At 61.0% G+C, this 23,475-nt stretch carries 11 protein-coding genes; 9 read left to right on the top strand and 2 right to left on the bottom strand.

The features are described 5' to 3' along the window. Positions 1–80: 80 nt before the first annotated feature. Together H035_RS0106930 and uvrA are read right to left on the bottom strand one after the other, a co-directional pair. A complete protein-coding gene (locus tag H035_RS0106930; protein WP_022948260.1) occupies positions 81–1,373 on the bottom strand; it encodes a hypothetical protein in 1,293 nt (430 codons plus the stop codon). Positions 1,374–1,646: 273 nt separating this feature from the next. Beyond that, positions 1,647–4,505: an excinuclease ABC subunit UvrA gene (gene uvrA, locus H035_RS0106925; protein WP_022948259.1), complete on the bottom strand. Its 2,859-nt coding sequence runs from the start codon at positions 4,503–4,505 to the stop codon at positions 1,647–1,649. Between the two features lie 71 nt (positions 4,506–4,576). Between uvrA and H035_RS18610 the strand changes: the two genes are divergently transcribed. The 9 genes from H035_RS18610 (at position 4,577) to treY (ending at position 23,459) form a co-directional block, all read left to right on the top strand. Further along, entirely contained in the window at positions 4,577–6,127 is a 1,551-nt protein-coding gene (locus H035_RS18610) for an MFS transporter (RefSeq protein ID WP_321162845.1), read from the top strand. Positions 6,128–6,131: 4 nt separating this feature from the next. Then, positions 6,132–6,608, top strand: a complete 477-nt coding sequence (ssb, locus tag H035_RS0106915) for a single-stranded DNA-binding protein (RefSeq protein WP_022948257.1) — start codon at positions 6,132–6,134, stop codon at positions 6,606–6,608. 194 nt (positions 6,609–6,802) lie between these two features. Then, positions 6,803–7,495, top strand: coding sequence for a PAQR family membrane homeostasis protein TrhA (gene trhA, locus H035_RS18605; RefSeq protein ID WP_022948256.1), 693 nt, complete (start codon positions 6,803–6,805; stop codon positions 7,493–7,495). A gap of 270 nt (positions 7,496–7,765) precedes the next feature. After that, positions 7,766–9,682, top strand: a complete 1,917-nt coding sequence (locus tag H035_RS18600) for a 4-alpha-glucanotransferase (protein ID WP_022948255.1) — start codon at positions 7,766–7,768, stop codon at positions 9,680–9,682. 3 nt (positions 9,683–9,685) lie between these two features. Then, the gene (treS, locus tag H035_RS0106895; RefSeq protein ID WP_022948254.1) at positions 9,686–12,997 is read left to right on the top strand and encodes a maltose alpha-D-glucosyltransferase; all 3,312 of its coding nucleotides are present in this window, start codon (positions 9,686–9,688) and stop codon (positions 12,995–12,997) included. A gap of 1 nt (position 12,998) precedes the next feature. After that, complete coding sequence (gene glgC, locus H035_RS18595) at positions 12,999–14,240, top strand: glucose-1-phosphate adenylyltransferase (RefSeq protein WP_022948253.1); 1,242 nt, start codon at positions 12,999–13,001, stop codon at positions 14,238–14,240. After that, positions 14,240–16,414: a glycogen debranching protein GlgX gene (gene glgX / locus H035_RS0106885; RefSeq protein ID WP_022948252.1), complete on the top strand. Its 2,175-nt coding sequence runs from the start codon at positions 14,240–14,242 to the stop codon at positions 16,412–16,414. The genes glgC and glgX overlap by 1 nt, the downstream gene beginning before the upstream one ends. Continuing rightward, a complete protein-coding gene (gene treZ / locus H035_RS0106880) occupies positions 16,411–18,354 on the top strand; it encodes a malto-oligosyltrehalose trehalohydrolase (RefSeq protein WP_022948251.1) in 1,944 nt (647 codons plus the stop codon). Before glgX ends, treZ begins: the two co-directional genes overlap by 4 nt. Further along, on the top strand, positions 18,351–23,459 hold the full coding sequence (gene treY, locus H035_RS0106875) for a malto-oligosyltrehalose synthase (RefSeq protein ID WP_022948250.1): 5,109 nt from the start codon (positions 18,351–18,353) through the stop codon (positions 23,457–23,459). Before treZ ends, treY begins: the two co-directional genes overlap by 4 nt. Positions 23,460–23,475 lie beyond the last annotated feature (16 nt).

Here is a 23,475-nt window from a genome sequence, read left to right as displayed (position 1 = left end):
GAGCGTCCAGGGACGGACTTGCAGCGTCCCTGAGGACGAATGGCCGATACCCCGCAGCAATTTGTAACCAAGCGCTGAAGTCACTGCAATATGAGAGCCCCCGACACTCCGGTGTTGATCGTATAGACGCCGAAATCCAGGCCATCGGCGTCGAAGGACGTCATGCGGCTGCGCTCCACGAGTATGGTTGCCTGAGACGCGCTGCCGGCCAGTTCTCCCAGCAACGAGGCGGGCACGACGCCGCTGCCGTCATCGGCAAATCGGCAGTGGAGGGTCTTAGTGGTCGTCTGAAAGGTAGTGAAATCCGTCGACGAGGTCGAAAGAAACAGATTCACCACGCCCTGACCGCCATTACCGTTCCAAGTCACTGGCAGATCGTCGGAGGTGTTAAGCGTTCCGGTTCCGGAGAGGTCGGGCGCGGTCACCGTCAACGGCGCCGGAGCGTTCAAGGAGGTGGAAAACTCTCCGATGTCGGCTCCGCCGGGGCCGGAAAAAGTATAGGTGCCGCTGTCTTGATACACCCCCGGCGGAAGAGACTCGTCCCTGTAATTAATGAGCGGGCCGAACTGAGGCAAATCGATCACTTCTTTGGGAACCGACGCGGTCTGTCCGGCCGGAGCGGTGATGGTCAACGGGTCTCCGGCATCCAGGAAGGTGGGAAGCTGAACATCCCCGCCCCCCGTATCGAAGCCGTCGGAACTGCTGCTGGAACTGCTCGAGGTTTCGATCTCGCCGCATTGGTCGATCCCCGGGCCCTCCCCCTGAAAGGCCTGCAGGACATCATCGCTACTCACATCGCTTCCCGAGGACTCGCCACCTGGAAGCGCCATGAAGAAGCCGAAAGCCGCCTGGGTCCTTCCGGAGTCCCCGTCGTCGGTATCGTTGATGGAAAGGAATCCGATGCGGTTCACCCCGTCGCTCGACGACGCGCCGGGAATCACCAAGGGCTGGAAATCCACTGAAATAATATTAAACGTCCCCGGTTCGGTCAAAGCCGCCGCCACTTGCCACTGCCCGGACGAGAAATCGGGAAAACTTCCCATATCGACAGGTAGGGCAAACGGATTCAAATGGTAGCCGCCGGGCAAGTCGAAAGAACTCAGCCAAGGACTCTGCCCCTCATCCAATCGCTTCCAACCCGGGTATTGATAGATGGTTCCGTCGGGCGCGATCAAGCCGAGGTAAACGTCCACCTGCCTGTTCGTCTCGTCCCCCTGCCCGGTCACCGAAACCGACGGTGCGGCCTCCTCGCCCGGTTCGAAGACGTTCTTGTCCAGAAACACGCCGATGGAAGGCGCCGCCGAAACGACTTTCACGGCACCGATCAGAAAAAACGTCGAGACCAATCGTTTCAATCCCCTTCTTTTTTGCATAGCGTTAATCTCCCTAAAGAACGATTCATCAGATGCAAGTTACGTTCATCCTAGCCGAGTTATCCATCTTTGCAACTCGCCCTCGCCTATCCGCCGACTTTCCCTTGGCTTGGATTCAGTTGACATTTGGACAAACCCAGCGTTTATCGGAAGCCGGGGAGCGCGTTCCGGGACACGCTGTAAATACCTCCTTGTACGCTCGAATCGCAGCATCCCTGCTGCGAACGGTCCCGGAACGCGCTCCCCGGCTTCTGCTGTAAATGCCAACAGGACCTAAACACCCCCGCTTCCGGCCAGTCTTTTCCTTTCGGGCAGGGAGGGACTTTTCAGCTTGGGTCGCAAATACCGCCCCGTATGCGATTCGGAGCATGCAACCACCTGCGCCGGCGTACCCTCGGCGACGATCCGACCGCCGCCGGAACCGCCTTCCGGCCCCAAATCCACGATCCAATCGCAGGTCTTGATCACATCCAGGTTGTGCTCGATGACGATGACCGTGTTGCCGTGGTCGCGCAGGCGGTGCAGCACGGTCAAAAGCTGGCGGATATCGTGAAAATGCAGCCCTGTGGTGGGCTCGTCCAGAATATACAAGGTGCGGCCGGTATCGCGCTTGGACAATTCGCGCGCCAATTTGACCCGCTGGGCCTCCCCGCCGGACAGGGTGACGGCGTTCTGGCCCAGGGTGAGATAGGACAAGCCCACATCCATCAAGGTCCGGAGCTTGCGGGCGATCACCGGCACCGCGTCGTAAAAGGCCAAGGCTTCCTCCACGGTCATCTCCAGCACTTCGTGGATGTTCTTGCCCTTGTAATGGATCTCCAGCGTCTCGCGATTGTAGCGCTTGCCCTTGCAGACGTCGCAATGGACGTAGATATCGGGCAGAAAATGCATTTCCACCTTGATCACTCCGTCGCCCTTGCACGCCTCGCAGCGCCCCCCCTTGACATTGAAGCTGAAGCGGCCGGGGGTGTAACCGCGCGCGCGCGACTCGGGGGTGGCGGCGAACAATTCCCGGATCGGGGTGAAGAGCCCGGTATAGGTGGCCGGATTGGATCGGGGCGTGCGGCCGATGGGGCTCTGGTCGATGTCCACCACCTTGTCCAAATGCTCCAGTCCTTCCACATCGTCGCAAGGCGCGGCGTTGGTGGCGGCGCCGTTCAGCATCCGCGCGGCGAACCGGTGCAGGGTATCGTTCACCAAGGTGGACTTGCCGGAACCGGAAACGCCGGTGACGCAGGTAAAAAGGCCGACGGGGAAAGCCGCGTCGACGGCTTGCAGATTGTTCCCTCGGGCGCCGCGCACCACCAACTGCCGTTCCGGATCGGGAGGCGTCGGTTCGGCCGGCACCTCGATCCTTTCCTTGCCCGCCAAATAAAGTCCGGTCAGGGAAGCGGGGTCGGCGACGATCTTCGCCGGCGCTCCCTGGGCCACCACCTCGCCGCCGTGGACCCCCGCGCCGGGACCGATATCCAGCACATGGTCGGCGGTCAGAATGGCATCCTCGTCGTGTTCCACCACGATCACCGTGTTGCCCAAATCCCTGAGACGCAGCAGGGTATCCAGCAGGCGTTGATTGTCACGCTGGTGAAGGCCGATGGAAGGTTCGTCCAGCACATACATCACCCCCACCAGACCGGCGCCGATCTGACTGGCCAGACGGATGCGCTGGGCTTCGCCCCCGGAAAGGGTGTCGGCGCTGCGGTCGAGGCTGAGATAGTCGAGGCCCACGTTAACCAGGAACTGGAGACGGGCACGAATTTCCTTGACGATCCTTTCCGCCACTTGGCCGCGCCGACCGGGCAAATCCAAGCGCGCGAAGAAGTCCAGGCACGCCCGGATCGACAATCCGGTCAACTCGGGCAGAGAAGACTCGGCCACGAACACGTTGCGGGCGGCCCGGTTGAGGCGGGTGCCTTGGCATTCCGGACAAGGCTTGGTGGACAGATACTTGGCCAACTCCTCCCGCACCACGTTGGAGTCGGTCTCCCGGTAGCGCCGCTCCATGATCGGTAAAACGCCTTCGAACGGATGCCGACGCACACCCCGACCGCCGAAATATCGAAACGCGATCACTTCCGAACCGCTGCCGTAAAGAATGATTTTGCGGATCGACTCGGGCAATCGGGCAAACGGCGTTTCCGGGTCGAAACCGTAGTGATCGGCAAGCGATCGGACCAGGGCGTAATAATAGGCGTTGCGCCGGTCCCAACCGCGTACCGCGCCGCCCGCCAGGCTCAGCTTGGGGTTTTGCACCACCCGCTGGGGGTCGAAATACTGCCTGACCCCGAGCCCGTCGCAAGTGGGGCACGCCCCCTTGGGATTATTGAAGGAGAAGATTCGCGGTTCCAGCTCCTCCAAGGCGTAGCCGCATTCGGGACAGGCGTATTGATTGGAAAAAGTGAACGCTTGTTCGGGATCGTCCAAATTGGCCACCATGACCGATCCGCCGGTCATATTGAGGGCGGTTTCCAAGGATTCGGCCAATCGCGCTCCCAGATCCTCGCGAATCCGAAACCGGTCCACCACCACCTCGATGGTGTGCTTCTTGCGCAGATCGAGCGTGGGCGGATCGTCCAACTCGTACACTTCCCCGTCGATGCGGGCGCGGATGAAGCCCTGCCCTCTGAGTTCGTTCAAAAGCTGGACGTATTCTCCCTTGCGCTCCCGCACCACCGGCGCCAGCAGCATCCAGCGGCTGCCGGCATCCAGATTCAGAATCGTATCCACCATCTGGCTGACGGTCTGGGCTTCCAGGGGAAGCCGATGCTCGGGGCATCGGGGAGTCCCGGCGCGGGCGAACAGAAGGCGCAAGTAATCGTGAATTTCAGTCACCGTGCCCACCGTGGAGCGCGGGTTGTGGGAGGTGGATTTCTGCTCGATGGAAATCGCCGGCGACAATCCCTCGATGTGGTCCACGTCGGGCTTTTCCATCATCGACAGAAACTGGCGCGCATACGCCGAAAGCGACTCCACATAGCGCCGTTGGCCTTCGGCATACAAGGTGTCGAAGGCCAGGGACGACTTGCCGGAGCCGGACAGCCCGGTGATCACGATCAGCTTGTCGCGGGGCAATTCCAGGCTGATATTTTTCAGATTATGGGTGCGGGCACCCTGGATTTGGATGGTATCCATAGAAGGTGTCGAGTAGCCAAATAACTTGTTACTATAGAACGCTTAATGAACTCAAGGCAAAGGGGAAAACGTTGCGACCGACCAGGGGCTCAAACGCTGCTGCCGCCCCGTCTTCCGCCGGCATCGGGAAACGGGGCGAGAAAGGCTACGGAGTCGCGATTTCCGACCCGATGACGGGGACGGAAAAACGCGCCGCCGCGGGTCTCGCGCTGATCTTCGCGCTCCGGATGCTGGGATTGTTCATGATCCTGCCGGTATTCTCCGTCCTCGCGGGCGACCTCGAGGGCGCCACGCCGCAATTGGTAGGACTGGCCATCGGCGCCTATGGTTTCACCCAAGCCCTGCTGCAGATTCCTTTCGGCCTGTTGTCCGACCGGATCGGCCGCAAGACCGTGATCGCCACGGGGCTGTTGCTGTTCGCCGGCGGCAGCGTGCTGGCGGCGGAAGCCGATTCGATCTACCAAGTGATCGCCGGCCGCGCCCTGCAAGGCAGCGGCGCCATCGCCGCGGCGGTCATGGCCCTGGCCGCCGATCTGACCCGCGAGCAGCACCGCACCAAGGCCATGGCGGCGATCGGCATGAGCATCGGTCTGGCCTTCGCCGTTTCCATGGTGGCCGGACCGGCGGTGGGTCACTGGCTGGGACTGTCCGGCTTGTTCTGGACCACCGCCGTCCTCGCCCTGCTCGGTCTGCTGGGTTTGTTCTTCGTGGTCCCCAAGCCGGTCTCCATGCGTTTTCACCGGGAGGCGGAAGTCCAGCCGGGTCGCTTCGGCAGTGTCCTGATCAACCCGGACCTTCTCCGCCTGGATTTCGGCATTCTCGCCCTGCACTGCATGCTCACCGCCACCTTCGTCGTCCTTCCGGTGGCGCTGCGCGAATTCACTCAAATCCCCACTTTTCAGCAAAGTTATCTATACCTTCCGGTGATGGCCGCCTCCCTCCTGTTCATGGTGCCGCTGGTGATCGTGGCGGAAAAGAAACGCCGAATGAAATCCACATTCCTCCTGGCCGTCGCCTTGATCGCCCTGAGCGAGGCGGGCCTGGCCCGTTTCCACACCGACCTCTACGGGATCGCCGGCTGCCTGCTGGTTTTCTTCACCGGCTTCAACCTGCTGGAAGCGCTGCTGCCGTCGCTGATCTCGAAAATCGCGCCGGTGGATTTGAAAGGCACCGCCATGGGCGTCTACTCCAGCAGTCAGTTCCTCGGCGCCTTTCTGGGCGGCGCGGCCGGAGGCTGGCTGCATGGCCGCTATGGCCTGGAAGCGGTCTTCTGGTTCGATGCCGGCCTGGCCGGCCTCTGGCTGTGCATCGCCCTCTGGATGAAAACGCCGCGCCAAGTCAGCAGTCTATTGCTGAATATCGCCCTGCCCGATCCTCGGGAAGCGCCGCCTTTGGCCCACGCACTGCGCAAACTACCCGGCGTGGTGGAAGCGGTGGTGGTCCCGGAAGAAAGCGTGGCCTATCTGAAAATCGACAAACAACGCTTGGACGAGGAACGGCTGGAAGCGCTCATCGACCGCTTCACCCGTTCCGGCAACTCCGAAATGGATTCGGACGGCTTCGGTCAAAACTCGAAGCGTTCCGAAGAAAAATCCCCTGAACCCCAACCCGTGGAGAGTTGAAATCATGGCATCGAGAGGCGTCAACAAAGTCATTCTGGTCGGCAACCTGGGCGTCGACCCGGAAGTCCGTTACATGCCCAGCGGCAGCGCGGTCACCAATCTGCGCATCGCCACCAGCGAAAGCTGGAAGGACCGGGAGACCGGCCAAACCCAAGAGCGCACCGAATGGCATCGAGTCGCCATGTTCGGCAAACTGGCCGAAATCGCCGGCGAATATCTGCGCAAGGGCAGTCAGGTCTATATAGAAGGCTCCCTGCGCACCCGCAAATGGCAGGGCCAGGACGGTCAGGATCGCTACACCACCGAGATCGTCGCCCGCGAAATGCAGATGCTGGGCGGAGGCCGCGGCGGCAACAACAGCGGCAATTTCGATTCGTCTTCGAACTACCCGAACAACGCCCCGTCCTCGGGGTCATCCGGACAGGCCCCTTCCTCCAAACCCGAAACCCTGGACGATTTCGACGACGATATTCCGTTCTAATAGGCTGTTTACCAACAACCCTTGACGCCCAAGGAGGGGCCGAGGGATTGCCTTCAGGGACGCCTTGAACCCCGTCCCTGGGGGCTCGAATCGCGGCCATCCCGGTCGCGAACGCCCTTCAGGCAATCCCTCGGCCCCTCCCCCACTCTGGGAAAGCAAATTGTAAACCGCCTCTAAAAACTGGAAGACCGCCCATGACCATCCAGCCGATACCCGGTTTCACCCAGCCGGTCAGCTCATTGACCCATCTGCTCGGTGCGGGGATCTTCGCAGTGCTGGCGGTCCCCTTATGGCGCCGATGCCGTGGGAGTCGGCTATGCCGGTGGACCACGGCGGTCTTTTCTTTCACCGCCGTGGTGCTGTTGTCGATAAGCGGAAGCTATCATCTCCTCGCCACGGAAGGCACCGCCCATCAGGTCATGCAGCGTCTCGATCACGCCGCCATCTTCGCCCACATTGCCGGCAGTTTTACCCCCATCCAAGCCTTGTTTTTCCGCAGTGGCTGGGGACACTGGGCGTTCCTGGCTCTGATCTGGACACTGGCCATCTGCGGCATCGTGGTGAAGGTTATGTTTTTTACCACCATTCCCGAAATAGCGGGGCTGCTTTTCTATCTGGGATTGGGCTGGATGGGATTGGGGTCGGCCATCGCCCTGGCCTATCATTACGGCTATACCCTTATCCGTCCGCTGGTATGGGGCGGACTCGCCTATACGCTCGGCGGAATCGCCGATTTCACTCGCTGGCCGGTATTGATACCGGGAGTGGTCGGCCCTCACGAACTGATGCACGTGGGGGTGCTGGCGGGCATCGGCGGATTTTGGTGGTTCCTATACCAGCACCTGCCTGGCTTTTGCTGGGTGGATTTCGATCCCTATCGTCACTGACTTCTCAGCCTACAATTATTTCTTTCCTTTCAACCACCCAAAAAGGAAATGAATTCGCCTTGTCGATTGTCCTGAAAAGCCGCTTCTGTTTGCTTTTTTGTCTCCTCCAGCGAGGAAACGCTGAATGTTACCGTCCTCATTGAGATGTCCTCCACGCTTCTACACCGGCTTGTTTGATGATGTAGCCCACCGACCGTCGACTCCAGCTTGAGCTTTTCCCTTCCTCCATACTAAGATGGATTTCACCTTCTGTCCGTGGAGGACGACGATATGCGGGTCCGACCCGATCCCACGATTACCGAGGCACTGAGGCTGCTGGGCAAGGAACGTTTTATACTTGCGGTCCACGATGCCAGTTTCCCCGGCCTGGAAAGACAAGACACCGGGCGCGGCACGCCCTATGGGAAGGGCGGAGAGCATTTCGCCCGCTTCGCTCGCAGTCTCGGATTTACCGGCTTGCAATTGGGTCCTCAAGGACAAACCTCTGCGTCCAATCCGTCACCCTACGACGGCACGATCTTTTCCCGCAATTTTCTCTCGCTCGACCTCGTGTCCCTGGTCGCCGACGGCCTGCTCAGCCGAAGGACCTGGGAAACGATCGTAGCGGACAATCCTCGCCCCGGCGGAAGGCGCGCGGCCCATGCATACGCCTACGACGCCTATAGCCAAGCGCTCGCCGAAATCCACGCCAATTTTCGCGCCGACCGTGAACATCAAGATCCCGACGTCCTGGCGCTGGACCGGGAACTGAAAGCATTGTGGCATTCCGAGGACTGGCTTCGGAACGATGCTTTGTACGAAGCCTTGAATCTGGAACACGGCCGATTGCCGTGGCGTCAATGGCCGAATCAAGGCCAAGCCGCCCTGGATCGGATGCTGTGCGCACCACCGCCGGAAAAGAAGGCGGCCTGTGCCGCCCGCCGCCGCGCCCTGGAGAAGACATACGCGGAAACCTTGGAACGTTACGCCCTCGTCCAAACTCTCCTGCTCCGGCAACATCGAGCCTTCCGCGCGCGGATGCAAGCCATGGGACTCAAGTGCTACGGCGACGTTCAGGTGGGGTTTTCCCTGGGGGACGTGTGGAGCCGGCGGAGCTTGCTGATGCGGGACTACTTTCTCGGCGCGCCGCCCAGCCGGACCAATCTCGAGGGGCAACCCTGGGGCTACCAGGTATTGGATCCCGGCCAATATCTGGATGAAACGGGTGCGCCGGGGCCGGTATTGAGGTTCGTCGCCGAGCGGATGGGCAAGATGCTCGCCGAGTTCGACGGTCTGCGCCTGGATCATCCCCACGGTCTGGTTTGTCCGTGGGTTTACCGGGCCGACGAGGACGATCCCTACTACGCCGTCCAACACGGCGCCCGGCTGTTCTCCTCGCCCGACCTTCCGGATCATCCCGGGCTCGCCCGCTACGCCATTGTGCGGCCGGACCAACTCCACCGGGAACGGCCGCGCTACGCCGACGATTGGGTTCGGGGCCTGACACCTGAACAGGAAGCTCAATACGCCTTGGTAATGGACACCCTCATGGATCAGGTCCGCGAACACGGCCGGCAAAAGGCGGACATCCTCTTCGAGGTGCTGTCCACCGAGCCGCTGCCTCTCGCCCGGGTACGGCAACGCCACGGCCTGGGACGCTTCCGGGTAACCCAGAAAGCCGATCTCGTCAAACCGGACGACGTATATCGGAGCGAGAACGCCCAGCCCCAGGACTGGCTGATGGTGGGCAACCACGATACCCCTTCCATCTGGCGCCTGGCGCGCAGTTGGGAAAACAGCGAGGCAGGCCGCCGGCAGGCGGATTACCTGGCGTGGCGTTTGAAGCTCGACGACCCGCAACAACTCGCTTCGGACGGGCGCCGTCTGGCCCATGCCAAGGCGGCGGATCTATTTCTTTCTCCGGCCTCCAATATAATGGTATTCTTCCCCGATCTACTGGGGATCGAGGAAACCTACAACGCGCCGGGGGTCGCGAACTCGGACAACTGGACTCTCCGGGTGCCTCCGGATTTTTCCCGCCGCTACGCCCAAGATCGGCTCGAAGGACGCGCGCTCAATCTTGAAGCCGTCCTGGCATTGGCCCTGCGCGCCAGACACGATATTCACCGCCCGGAGCTGATCGCCCGCCTGGAAGAACGGGCCGGATGGCAGGTAATATCACCCCGGAAACCAATGACAGGTGCTTGACGCATGGGCTTTCTCGATGACCCCCTCTGGTACAAGGACGCCATCATCTATCAATTGCACATCAAGGCGTTCTACGACAGTGACAAAGACGGGATCGGCGACTTCAAGGGGCTGATCGAAAAGCTCGATTACCTGGAGGAATTGGGGGTCAACACCATCTGGCTGCTGCCCTTCTACCCTTCACCCTTGCGGGACGACGGCTACGACATCTCCGACTACCGCAACGTCTTCCCCGGCTACGGTACACGGCAGGACGTGCGTCATCTGATCCGCGAGTTGCACAAACGCGAAATGCGGCTCATCACCGAATTAGTGATCAACCATACCTCCGATCAGCACCCCTGGTTTCAAGCCGCCCGGCGGGCCCACAAGGGTTCCGCCAAGCGGAATTTCTACGTTTGGAGCGATACCCAACACAAGTACCGGGACGCGCGGATCATCTTCACCGACTACGAAGACTCCAATTGGGCCTGGGACGAGGTGGCGCAGGCCTATTACTGGCACCGCTTCTTTTCCCATCAACCCGATCTCAACTTCGAAAATCCCCAGGTGGTCAAGGCGGTGATCCGCGCCATGCGCTTCTGGCTCGACATGGGAGTGGACGGGATGCGCCTGGACGCCATCCCCTACCTGATCGAACGCGACGGCACCGATTGCGAAAACCTGCCCGAGACCCACCAGGTCATCAAGCAAATGCGGGCGGTGGTGGACGACCACTACCAAGGGCGGATGTTCCTGGCCGAGGCCAACCAGTGGCCGGAGGACGTGCGCGCCTACTTCGGCGACGGCGACGAGTGCCACATGGCGTATCACTTCCCCCTCATGCCGCGTATGTACATGGCGGTGGCTCAGGAGGACCGCTTTCCCATGACCGACATCCTGGCCCAGACCCCCGACATTCCCGACAATTGCCAATGGGCCCTGTTTCTGCGCAACCACGACGAACTGACCCTGGAAATGGTCACCGACCGGGAACGCGATTACATGTACAAGGTTTATGCCTCCGACCCGCGCATGCGGGTGAACGTGGGCATTCGCCGGCGGCTGGCCCCGCTGTTGGAAAACGATCACGGCAAGATCAAGCTTCTCAACAGCCTGCTGATGACCATGCCCGGAACCCCCATCGTCTATTACGGTGACGAAATCGGCATGGGCGACAACATTTACCTGGGCGACCGCAACGCCGTGCGCACCCCCATGCAGTGGAGCCCCGACCGCAACGCCGGTTTCTCCCGGGCCGACCCCCAGAAACTTTATCTTCCCCCCGTGATGGACCCGGTCTATGGCTACGAGGCGCTGAACGTGGAAGCCCAGGCGCGCAACCCCTCCAGTCTGCTCAATTGGACGCGCCGCCTCATCGGCGTCAGACGCAGCTATCCGGCGTTCGGACGCGGCAAACTCGAGGTCTTGAAACCCGGCAACCGTAAAATCTTCGCCTATCTGCGCATCTATCGGGAACAGGTCATTCTCTGCGTCGCCAATCTATCCCACTCGCCCCAGCCGGTGGAATTGGATCTGGCCGCCTACAAGGGCCGGGTGCCGCTGGAGCTTTCCAGCCGCACTTCGTTTCCCACCATCGGCGAATGGCCCTACCTGTTGACCTTGCCCCGTTTCGGCTTTTACTGGTTCGAGTTGTCCGCCGAGGCGCCTGCCCCCATTTGGCACGCCGACTTCCCGCCCTTGGAATCGGTGCCCATTTTGGTTTTATCCGACCGGCGCAGCTTCTTCTATCCCACCAGTCCGGAAAAAACCGAACATCAGGAGTTGATCGTTCCCTTCGTACGTCAGCGGCTGGAGGAAGAGATTCTGCCCCGCTATCTGACCAATCAACGCTGGTTCGCGGGCAAGGGTGAGCAAATAGCGGCTATCCGCCTAACCCCCTTGGGAACCTGGCAAACCTCGCAAGGCCAATGGTTCCTGGACGTGGTTCGGATTACTTTCGGCGAGGGCCGGCAGGAGGACTATTTCCTACCGCTCACCCTGCGCTGGGGCGATCCCGAAGACTTGCCCACCGAACACCTCACCCGGGTGATCAGCCGGGTGCGACGCAGGGCCCAACCGGGCCTGCTGCTGGAAGCCCAATCCGACAACGCCTTTTCCCACGCGGTGGTCCGCGCCATGGCGGAAAACCGGGCAACCCCTCTGACCCGCGGTCGGCTCAATTTCATGGCCACCCGCGCCTATGCGGATTGGATTCCAAAACCGATCGACTGGCCGGTCTATCATCCGCCGCTGGAACAAAGCAATACTTCTTTGATCCTGGGGGAGAATCAGCTCATGCTCAAGCTCTATCGCAAGAGCCGACCCGGCGTCAATCCGGAATGGGAAATGGGGCGATTCCTCACCGAACATACCGATTTCCGCCAAATCGCTCCGGTGTTGGGCGCGATGGAATGGATATCGGAAAGCGGCGAAGCCTGGCTGCTCGCCCTGCTCCACGGCTATCTGGACAATCAGGGCAGCGCCTGGGACTCCACCCTCGATTATCTGTGCCGCTTTCTGGAAAATTGGCAAGCGGTCATCAACGGAGAGCAAGCCGGCCTGAAAGAAGAATCACCGCATCTCGCCTTCCGCAATCAGATTCAGTTGCTGGGCCAACGCACCGGCGAGCTCCATCAATCGTTAGCCTCAGCCACCGACGATCCGAACTTCATGCAGGAAAACCTGGCTCCGGGAGAAATCGATAACTGGGTGGCGCAGGTGCGACACGACGTGGATCGAACCCTAGCGCAACTCCAGGGGGCGATGGATCGATTGACCGAGGAAACTCAAGCGCTCGCCGAGCAAATCCTGACCCGTCGGGAAGCGCTCGAGGCGATGCCGTCGACCTTGCATCCGGGGGACTTGGACCTGGTCAAGACCCGCTACCACGGCGATTATCATCTGGGCCAGGTACTGGTCTGCGGCAACGATTTCGTGATCATCGATTTCGAGGGCGAACCCAACCGCTCCCTGGACGAACGCCGCCGCAAAGGCAGCCCCTTGCGGGACGTGGCGGGCATGCTGCGGTCCTTCGACTACGCCGCCGCCAAGGCGGCCGACGCCAGCCGTTGCGAATCTCCCGCCGCCAGCCTGGCGGTGGAGCAAATACTCAAGACCTGGCAACGGGAGGTAAAAAGCGCTTTTTTGGAAGGCTACCATGCGGCGGTGGAAGGCTGCCCCAGCTATCCCAAAGAATCCTGGCAGGCCAGCTTGCTGATCCGTCTTTTCAGTTTGGAAAAGGCCTTGTACGAGGTTCGTTATGAACTGGCCAATCGTCCGCAGTGGGTCATTCTTCCCCTGCGAGGCTTGACCGAAATGATGGGAGAACAATAAGATGTCTAAAAAAACAATCCTTGCCTTCGTGATGGCCGGCGGAGAGGGCAGCCGTCTGCATCCGCTCACCGCCGAACGCTCCAAACCCTCGGTCCCCTTCGGGGCGCGCTATCGAATTGTCGATTTCGTGCTGTCCAACCTGGTCAACTCGGGCATTCACGCCATTTACCTATTGGTGCAGTACAAATCCCAATCGCTGATCGAGCACGTGCGCAAAGCGTGGGTATTGCCTCCCATCCTGCCGGGCAGTTTCATCACCGTGGTACCGCCCCAAATGCGACGGGGCCAACAATGGTTTCAGGGAACCGCCGATGCGGTGTATCAAAATCTCAACCTGATTCGTCAGCAGTCCCCCGATTTAGTGCTGGTATTCGGTGCCGATCACATCTACCGCATGGATATTCGGCAAATGGTGGATTTTCATCTCTCCCGCCAGGCCGCCTGCACCGTGGCCGCCCTACCGGTGCCCTTGCCCCAGGCCAGAAGCTTCGGGATCATCGACGCGGACGCGGATTGCCGCATCCGCGGTTTTCTGGAAAAACCCGAAAACCCGCCGCCCATGGCCACCGACCCCACCCGAGCCTATGCTTCCATGGGCAACTACCTGTTCAACGCCGATGTCCTGGAACAAGCCTTGACCGAAGCCCAAGCCCGAGACAAGCACGATTTCGGCAAGAATGTTTTGCCCCGCCTGGTCGAAGACGGCCAGGTATACGCCTACGATTTCGGCCAAAACCGGGTGCCGGGCGTGCGCGATTACGAGGAACAGGGTTATTGGCGGGACGTGGGCACCTTGGACGCCTATTACGAAGCGACCATGGACGTACTCGGCTTGGAGCCGAAATTCGACACCTTCAACGCCCAGTGGCCCATCACCTCCTCCAATTATCAAGGTCCGGTGGCCAAATTCCAAAACGCCCGGATCGACAACAGCATCATCCGCGCCGGCTGCCTGGTGAACGGCGCCACGGTGAAGAATTCCGTGCTCCGCCGGGAGGTGGTGCTGGAGCCGGAGGTGGAGTTGGACGGCTGCATCGTCATGGACGGTGCGATTATCCGTCGCGGAGCCAAACTCAAGCGCGCCATCGTGGATCGTTACAACATTATCGAGGCGGGCACCCGAATCGGCTACGACGCCCAAGCGGACCGCAGCCACTATCATGTCAGCGACTCCGGCATCGTGGTACTGCCCGAAGCGCAGCCCCATACGCTGGCACGCACTTCCTACGAGGAGGATTCTTGATGGCAACTTCGGAATTCACCGTTTGGCCCGGCCATCCCTATCCCCTGGGCGCCACCTGGAACGGAAAGGGGGTCAATTTCGCTCTGTTTTCAGAGCACGCCGAGGAAGTCTCGCTGTGTCTGTTTCATCCGGAGAATCAACAAGCACTTCAATGCGTCGCCTTGAAAGAACACACCGATCAGGTCTTTCACTGCTACCTTCCCCAGGCCCGCCCGGGGCTGCTTTACGGTTACCGGGTGAAAGGCCCCTACCGACCCGAGGAAGGATTTCGCTTCAATCCCCACAAGCTGCTGCTGGACCCCTATGCCAAGGCGATCGTCGGAAAAATGAAATGCTCGGAAGCCCATTACGGCTACCGCGTCAGTCACCGCCGCGAAGACCTGTCCTTCGACGAACGGGACAACGCCGACCTGATGCCCAAATGCCAGGTGATCGACTCCGGTTTCTCCTGGGATGACGATCGTCGACCCGACGTTCCCTGGCACGAGACGGTCATCTATGAACTCCACGTCAAGGGCATGACTCAACGCCATCCCCAGACCCCCCCGCGGCTCCGGGGCACTTACGCGGGCCTGGCCAGCGAGCCGGTGATCCGTCACCTCAAGCAACTGGGCATCACGGCGGTGGAGCTGATGCCAGTGCACACCTTCGTGGACGAACCTCACCTGATGGAAAAAAAATTGACCAATTACTGGGGCTACAACTCCATCGGTTATTTCGCCCCGGATTTCCGTTACGCCACCAACGGCACCATCGGCGACTTCAAAACCATGGTAAAAACCTTCCACCAGCACGGTATCGAAGTCATTCTGGACGTGGTCTACAACCACACCGCGGAAGGCAATCATTTGGGCCCCACCCTCTGTTTCCGTGGCATCGACAACACCGCCTACTATCGCTTGAAACCGGACAACCCGCGCTTCTACACGGACTACACCGGCTGCGGCAATACGCTCAACATGATGCACCCGCGGGTGCTGCAGCTGATCATGGATTCTTTGCGCTACTGGGTGCTGGAGATGCACGTGGACGGCTTCCGCTTCGATCTGGCCTCGGCGCTGGCCCGCGAGCTGCACGAAGTGGACAAGCTCGGAGCGTTCTTCGACATCATCCATCAGGACCCGGTGATTTCCCAGGTGAAGCTCATCGCCGAGCCCTGGGATCTGGGCGAAGGCGGCTATCAGGTGGGCAATTTTCCCGTCGGCTGGACCGAGTGGAACGGCAAATACCGAGATTCGGTACGCGCTTTCTGGAAGGGGGAAGGCGGCCTGATCGGCGATCTCGCCTATCGCCTCACCGGCTCCAGCGATCTCTACGAGACCAGCGGACGCCGGCCTTACGCCTCGATCAACTTCGTCACCTGCCACGACGGTTTCACCCTGCAGGATCTGGTCAGTTACAACCACAAGCACAACAAAGCCAACGGCGAGGAAAACCGCGACGGCACGGATCACAACCTGAGTTGGAACTGCGGCGTGGAAGGGCCCACCGACGACCCCGAAATCCGCGCCCTGCGCGCCCAGCAAAAACGCAATCTGATGGCCACCCTGCTCTTCTCCCAAGGGGTGCCCATGCTGCGCCACGGGGACGAACTTTCCCATAGCCAAGGGGGCAACAACAACGCCTACTGCCAAGACAACGAAATTTCCTGGTTGAACTGGGAATTGGACACCGAGGATCAGGCGTTTCTGGAATTCGTCCGGCAGGTGATCCGACTGCGCCGAGAGCACCCTCTTTTCCGCCGCCGCAGGTTTTTCCAGGGACATCCGATTCACGGCAAGGACGTCAAGGATATCGTTTGGCTCAACCCGGACGGGCACGAGATGAACGAGGAGGAATGGAGCCAGCACGCCGCCCATTGCCTGGGAGTTTTCCTGTCCGGCGCCGAGATGAACGAAGTGGACGAACGGGGCAGGCCGGAGGTCGACGACGATCTGGTCCTGCTTTTCAACGCGGACTCCGATTCCCTTTCCTTCCAGCTGCCCGTCTTCGGCCGCGAAAGCCATTGGACCCGTCTGTTGGATACCAGCGTTAACAATGGTCTCGCCGCCGAAGATCGCTTCAAGGCCGGCGACAACTATCCCCTGCAAGGCCGGTCCTTGGCACTGTTGATGCGTCCCCGGAAACCCTATCCCGAGAAAAATATTTTTTCCTGGTTCAAGGCTCACCAATGAAATCGAAACATACCATGCCCTTCGGGGCCCAATGGATTCCGGGAAAAGGCGTCCGCTTCCGCCTCTGGGCACCGGACGCCGAGCAGGTGGAACTGGCGCTTGGAGACGGTTTACAAACTTACTCTCCCCAAGTGGGGGAGGAGCCGGGGGTTGAACGCCGCCTGCCCATGGACCGATTGGACGACGGCTGGTACGAACTGACCGTGTCCGAGGCCGGCCCGGGCAGCCGCTACCGATTCCGACCCGACGCCGGCCACCCAGTGCCCGACCCCGCCTCCCGCTTCAACCCGGGGGACGTCCACGGTCCCTCCGAAGTCGTCGATCCTTTCGCCTACATCTGGCAACACGCCGATTGGCGCGGGCGGCCCTGGGAGGAAACGGTGCTGTACGAACTCCACGTCGGCACTTTCACCCCCGAAGGCACCTTTCGCGCCGTCATCGATCGGCTGGATCATCTTCAAGGGCTGGGGATCACCGCACTGGAACTGATGCCGGTGGCGGCATTTCCGGGCAGCCGCAATTGGGGCTACGACGGCGTGCTGCCTTTCGCTCCGGCCGCCGCCTACGGCCGTCCGGAAGATTTGAAAGCCTTGATCGACGCCGCCCACGGCAAAGGTTTGATGGTCTTTCTGGATGTGGTTTACAACCATTTCGGCCCCGAGGGCAATTACCTGCATCTCTACGCGCCCCAATTTTTCACCGAACGTCACCATACCCCGTGGGGCGCGGCGATCAATTTCGACGACGAGGGATCGCGGACGGTGCGCGATTTTTTCATTCACAACGCGCTCTACTGGCTGGAGGAATTCCGTTTCGACGGCCTGCGTTTGGACGCCGTCCACGCCATTTTGGACGATTCGGAGAAGCATATCTTGGAAGCATTGGCCGAGGCGGTTCAAAGCGGGCCGGGGCGAGAGCGCCGGATTCATCTGGTGCTGGAAAACGACGCCAATCAGGCCCGCTTTCTGGCCCGAAGCAATAGCGACCCCAAGTGGTACGCCGCCCAATGGAACGACGACTTTCATCACGCCTGTCACGTTTTGTTGACGGCGGAATCCGACGGTTATTACGCCGATTACAGCAGCGAACCGGCCTTTCTTTCTAGCGATCCGTCGAAGCAAGACTCGCCCCGCAAACACGCCCTCCACTATCTGGGCCGTTGCCTCACCCAAGGCTATGCCTGGCAAGGAGAGCCTTCTCCCTTTCGCAAGGGCGAAGCGCGCGGAACCCCCAGCGGACACTTGCCCGCGGCGGCCTTCGTCGCCTTTCTGCAAAATCACGATCAGGTGGGCAATCGCGCCTTCGGCGAACGCCTCACGCAACTGAGCGACCCGGCGGCTTTCCGCGCCGCTCTGGCGGTCATGCTGCTCTCTCCCTCGGTTCCTCTTTTGTTCATGGGGGAGGAATTCGGCGCGGACACCCCTTTCCTGTTTTTTTGCGACTTCGGCGAGGATCTGCACAACGCCGTGCGCGACGGCAGGCGGCGGGAATTCGCCCATTTCGAGCGTTTCTCCGATCCCGCGGTACGCGAGACCATCCCCGATCCCTGCGTCTTCGAAACCTTCGCCGCCAGCCGGCTCGATTGGGGATCTCTGGAAAACCCCGAAGCCGAACAGTGGCTCGATTTTTACCGTCAACTCCTGGCGCTTCGCCGTCGGGAGATCATCCCCCGGCTCGCGGGAGCCCGAGGGCTAGACTATCGCGTATGGGAAAGGCGGGGACTCCAAGCCGCCTGGCGTATGGGCGACGGCAGCCTCCTGACCCTGCTCGCCAACTTCAGCGGGCAACCTTTGAGAGAATTGGAGATTCCTTCGGGAAGCCTCATCGGAACTCAACCCAAGGGCATTGCCCCCCTCCCTAACCCTCCCCCCACCAGTGGGGGGAGGGTCGAAAGGGGGGGTGAACTTCCGCCCTGGTCTGTTGCGTGGTATCTCGCATGACCGATCCACTCGACCGATTGACCGAACTGGCCGGTATCCAAGCCGCCTACCGGGATAAGGATGGCAAACGCCACACCGCCTCCCCGGAAACCAAACGGGCGCTCCTTGCCGCCATGGGCATCGCCTGCGAGGACGACGCCACGGCCGAAGCGAGTCTCGAAGCCTGGGCACAAAAGGAATGGAGCCGCCCGCTCCCGCCCGTTCAAGTGATCACGGTGGAATCTCCCTGGCGCGCGACCCTGCGCATCCCGGATCGGGCGCTGAATGCCGGCGGCCGATGGTATCTTGCCCTGGAAAACGGCGATGTCCGGGAAGGCGAGATTCGGCTCGATGCTTCGATGGTGCGGGAACGCCGCCGACTGGGCGACGAGGCGCATCTGGCCTTGGATTTGGAATTGCCGCCGTGTGACACCACCGGCTATCACCGTTTCGGCCTCGAGCTGGACGGCTGTCCCGAAAGCCGGATGACGCTCATCGTGTGCCCGCCGACCTGTTACCTTCCGCCGGCGGTGACAGGAGAAAATCGTGTCTGGGGCATCGGCGTGCCCCTGTACGGCGTACGGTCGGCGCGCAATTGGGGGGTGGGCGACTTCACCGATCTGAAAACGCTGGTGGAATGGGCCGCCGAAGCCGGCGCCGGCTTGGTGGGCCTGAATCCGCTCCATTCCCTGTCTCGCCCCGATTCCGGGCACTGCAATCCCTTTCAACCCAGCAGCCGCTGCTTCTTCCACCTGCTCTACCTGGATCTGGAGGCGGTCCCTGAATTTTCCGAATGCGGCGAGATCCGCGATACGGTCACCGCGACCGAATTTCAAGCCCGTCTGCGGGCGCTCAGGGCCGCTCCGCTGATCGACCATGGGGAAGTCTGGGAAACGAAGTTCCCCCTCTTGAAAAAACTGTATCGCCACTTTCGCGACCAACATCTTGCCGTCGATACCCCCCGCGCCCGCGCATTCCGCGAATGGGTCGCCGAACAAGGGGAAGCCCTTCGTTATCAAGCCTTGTTCGACGCCCTTCAAACCCACTTTGCCGGTTCGTCCGAACGAAAAGGAGAAAAAGAGGCTTGGGGCTGGCCCGCATGGCCCTCGGCCTTTCACAATCCGCGCGGGGACGAGGTGGAGAACTGGGCCGAGGACAACCAAGCACGGGTGGATTGTTATCGTTACCTCTACTGGCTCGCCGACTGCCAGCTCCACGCGGTCGGTCGACGCTCCTACGAATTGGGCTTGGGGGTGGGGCTTTGTCCCGAACTGGCACCGGGAGTCGACCGAGAGGGGGGTGAAACCTGGAGCCGGCGCGACCTGTACGCGCTCGAAGCCCAGCTAGGCGCTGAGCCGGATGAAGATCGCGAAACCGGCCGGGATACGCTCCCGTCCACGGAAAATCCGGCTCCCCTCATCCCCCATCGATTGCGCGAATCGGCCTACCAACCCTTCATCCGGATGCTGCGCGCCAATATGCGTGAAGCCGGCGGAGTGCACATCGGTTCCCTCATGGGGCTGATGCAGCGTTACTGGATACCTGCCAATTCGCCTTCCGATCGGGGCGCATACGTGAGCTACCCGTTCCGGGAACTGATGGGCATCCTGGCATTGGAAAGCCAACGCCTGCAATGCCTGGTGGTCGGCGACGACCGAGGCTGCACCCGCGAGACCCGCCAATCCATGCGCGAATCGGGCGTTCTGTCGCAGCGCTTGTTCTATCGCGAAAGACATCCGGAAGACCGCCGTTTCAAGTCGCCGGGAGAGCTCGCCCCCGATACCCTGATGGCGGTGACCGACCGCGATCACCCCACCCTGGCCGGATTCTGGCAAGGAGTCGACCTGGATGTTCTCAGCCGGCTCGGTTTATTGCCTTCCGACGCCCGGCGGCAGGCGGCGATCGTCCAGCGAGCCGAGGACCGGGCGCGCCTCCTTCTCGCCTTGGAACAAGAAAACCTGTTACCCGAAGGGATGACTGTCCATCCGGTGACCGTGCCGGAACTCACCCCGCCGCTGACCCTCGCCATCCATCAATACCTGGCTCGAAGCCCTGCTCGCGCGATGTTGGTCCAAGCCGGCGACATGCTGGGCGAACTGGAGCAAGACCACCTTCCCGGCACGACGGACAATTATCCCAATTGGCGCCACAAACTGCCGCTGAATCTAGAGGAATGGGGAACGGATACCCGGCTACGCGGATTCGCCGAAGCGATGGTGGCCGAACGCGGGACTTCCGTGACTCCCCGGGTGCCGGCCGAATTGCCCGCCTGCAGTCCCCTCAGCGCGCCTCGCGCCACCTATCGCTTGCAACTTTCCGGCGCCTTCACCTTCAGCCAGGCCCGGGAACTGGTACCCTATCTGGCGGACCTGGGGATTTCCCACATCTACTGCTCGCCCATCCTCCGCGCCCGTCCCGGCAGCGAACACGGCTACGACATCATCGACCACACCGCCCTCAACCCGGAACTCGGCTCCCCCGAAGACTTCGAGTCCCTCCTGGACGTCTTGGAACAACATGGAATGGGGATACTCCTGGACATCGTCCCCAACCACATGGGCGTGATGGGGTCGGACAACCAATGGTGGCTGGACGTCTTGGAAAACGGCCAAGCCTCGGATTACGCGGATTTCTTCGATATCGACTGGGACCCGGTGAAAGCCGAACTGAAGGGTAGAGTGCTGGTGCCGGTGTTGGGAGATCACTACGGGGCGGTGCTCGAACGCGGGGAACTCAAACTCGATTTCGACGAGGAAGCAGGCCAATTCTCCGTCTGGTACTGGGAACACTGTTTTCCGGTGGACCCCCGAGCATATCCCCAGATCCTCGCCCATCGCATGGAACTGCTCGGTGCCCGCCTGGGAGAGGAACATCCGGACTTTCTCGAATACCAAAGCCTGACCACCGCTTTTTCCCACCTGCCCAGCTCCCGCGAGGGCGAATCGCAACGACGCGCCGAACGCAACCGGGACAAGGAAATTCACAAACGCCACCTGAGCGAACTGGCCGCCCGCAATCCGGACATCCTGTTCTTTTTGTGGGAAAACGTGGCGCTTTTCAACGCCATTCCCGCCGAGGCGAGCAGCTTGGAACTCATGGATCGCTTGCTGGGCGCCCAACCCTATCGGCTCGCCCATTGGCGGGTGGCGGCGGACGAAATCAATTATCGACGTTTCTTCGACATCAACGACTTGGCCGCTTTGCGCATGGAACGAGAGGAGGTATTCCGGGCCACCCATCGATTGATCGAGGATTTAATGGCTCGGGGACGACTCGCCGCCCTGCGCATCGATCACATCGACGGGCTATACGCTCCCAATGCCTATCTCGCCCGCCTTCGCCGCCTGTACCGGGAAGCCCAACCCACCGCGACGGCCCCCCCTTACCTCCTGGTGGAAAAAATCCTCGCCCCCCACGAACGACTCCCTCCGGAGTGGCAAATCTGCGGAACCACCGGCTACGATTTCGCCAATTTGATGGGCGGGCTGTTTGTCGACGGCAATGCGGCCGATGCGATGGAACGCATCTGGCGAAGCGTCTCCCAGCGTCGGGACCGCTTCGACGAAACCTTGTATCAAGCCAAGCGCACCATCATGAAGAGCGCGCTTGGCTCGGAGCTCAATATGCTCGCCAATCGATTGGCGCGCATCGCCGAGGCCGATCGTCACACCCAGGACTACACCCTGATCGCCCTGCGCGGCGCCCTGATGGAAGTGGCCGCCTGCTTCCCGGTTTACCGCACCTATATCGGGGAAGGAGAACAACAGGACGAAGACCGCCAGCACATCGAGTGGGCCTGCAATGTGGCCAAGAAACATGCCCGCACCGCCGACGTGAGCGTGTTCGATTTTCTCCGCGACGTGCTGTTGACCACCGCCGGCGAAGGAAAAACCGAGGACTATCGCCAGGCGGTGCTGGAATTCGCCATGCGCTACCAGCAATTCACCAGTCCGGTCACGGCCAAGGGCATGGAAGACACGGCCTTCTATCGCTACCATCGACTGGTGTCGTTGAACGAGGTGGGAGGAGAACCGCGCCGCTTCGGGGTGAGCGTCGCCGCATTTCATCACGTGAACCAGGAACGGTCGCGCGCCACCTCCCTGGCGATGCTCGCCACCAGCACCCATGACAACAAACGCTCGGAAGACGTGCGCATGCGGATCCACGTCTTGTCCGAAATACCCGCCGAATGGCGCCGCGTGGTCAGCCGCTGGCATCGAAGCAACCGCAGCCGCCTGGGCAAGCTCGACGGCACCCCCGCTCCCACCCGCGGCGACGAATATCTGCTCTACCAGACCCTGATAGGTACCTGGCCCTTGGAGGAAGAAGCCGACTTTGCCGTCTACGTCGACCGCATTCGCAACTACATGATCAAGGCCGTGCGCGAAGCCAAGGAAGTCAGCAGTTGGATCAATCCCGACCCGGATTACGAAGAAAAGCTGGCGCGCTTCGTGGAAGATATCCTACCGCCCAAGGCCAACTCCCACTTTCTCCAAGAGTTCGCGCCATTCGCCCGAAGGATCGCCCACTTCGGCCGACTCAACGGTCTGACCCAAACCTTGCTCAAGCTCACCTGCCCGGGCGTTCCGGACATCTATCAAGGCACCGAATTTTGGACGGACAGCCTGGTGGACCCGGACAATCGCCGGCCGGTGGACTATCCGTTGCGCGTCGAAACTTTGAAGCGACTGGACGAGAAAGCAACCGAAACGGACCGACTCACGCTCTGCCGCGAACTGCTTATCGACCTGGAAAGCGGCGCCGCCAAGTTCCATCTGCTCCGCCAAACCCTCGCCGTACGCCGGGAATGGCCCGACCTGTTCGCCCGGGGCGACTATCGGCCGATCGACCTGGAAGGTTCGAAGGTCGACCATCTCATCGCCTTCGCCCGGACCTGGCAAGACCAGACGGTGGTGGCGGTGGCGCCCCGCCTGACCTACACCTTGTTGCAAGGCGAAACCGTCTTTCCTCATGGGGAACCGGTTTGGGGAAATACCGTCTTGAATCTAACGCCCGGGAGATGGCTGAACGTTTTGACCGGCGAGGAATTGACCTCGACGAACGGTACTCTAGAAGCCGCCCAGGTCTTGAGTGAATTTCCAGTGGTGCTATTATGGAAAGTTTAGAATCATACTAAGAAAA

The organism is Methylohalobius crimeensis 10Ki, assembly GCF_000421465.1.
Taxonomy (GTDB): Bacteria; Pseudomonadota; Gammaproteobacteria; order Methylococcales; family Methylothermaceae; genus Methylohalobius; species Methylohalobius crimeensis.
Note: the sequence above shows the minus strand (reverse complement) of the source record. Positions and strands in the feature narration are given on the sequence as shown.

Coding starts and splice junctions, on each gene's coding strand:
- glgX (WP_022948252.1), top strand. CDS start 14,240: ATGGCAACTTCGGAATTCACCGTTTGGCCCGGCCATCCCTATCCCCTG.
- treY (WP_022948250.1), top strand. CDS start 18,351: ATGACCGATCCACTCGACCGATTGACCGAACTGGCCGGTATCCAAGCC.
- trhA (WP_022948256.1), top strand. CDS start 6,803: ATGACCATCCAGCCGATACCCGGTTTCACCCAGCCGGTCAGCTCATTG.
- uvrA (WP_022948259.1), bottom strand. CDS start 4,505: ATGGATACCATCCAAATCCAGGGTGCCCGCACCCATAATCTGAAAAAT.
- treZ (WP_022948251.1), top strand. CDS start 16,411: ATGAAATCGAAACATACCATGCCCTTCGGGGCCCAATGGATTCCGGGA.
- H035_RS18600 (WP_022948255.1), top strand. CDS start 7,766: ATGCGGGTCCGACCCGATCCCACGATTACCGAGGCACTGAGGCTGCTG.
- ssb (WP_022948257.1), top strand. CDS start 6,132: ATGGCATCGAGAGGCGTCAACAAAGTCATTCTGGTCGGCAACCTGGGC.
- treS (WP_022948254.1), top strand. CDS start 9,686: ATGGGCTTTCTCGATGACCCCCTCTGGTACAAGGACGCCATCATCTAT.
- glgC (WP_022948253.1), top strand. CDS start 12,999: ATGTCTAAAAAAACAATCCTTGCCTTCGTGATGGCCGGCGGAGAGGGC.
- H035_RS0106930 (WP_022948260.1), bottom strand. CDS start 1,373: ATGCAAAAAAGAAGGGGATTGAAACGATTGGTCTCGACGTTTTTTCTG.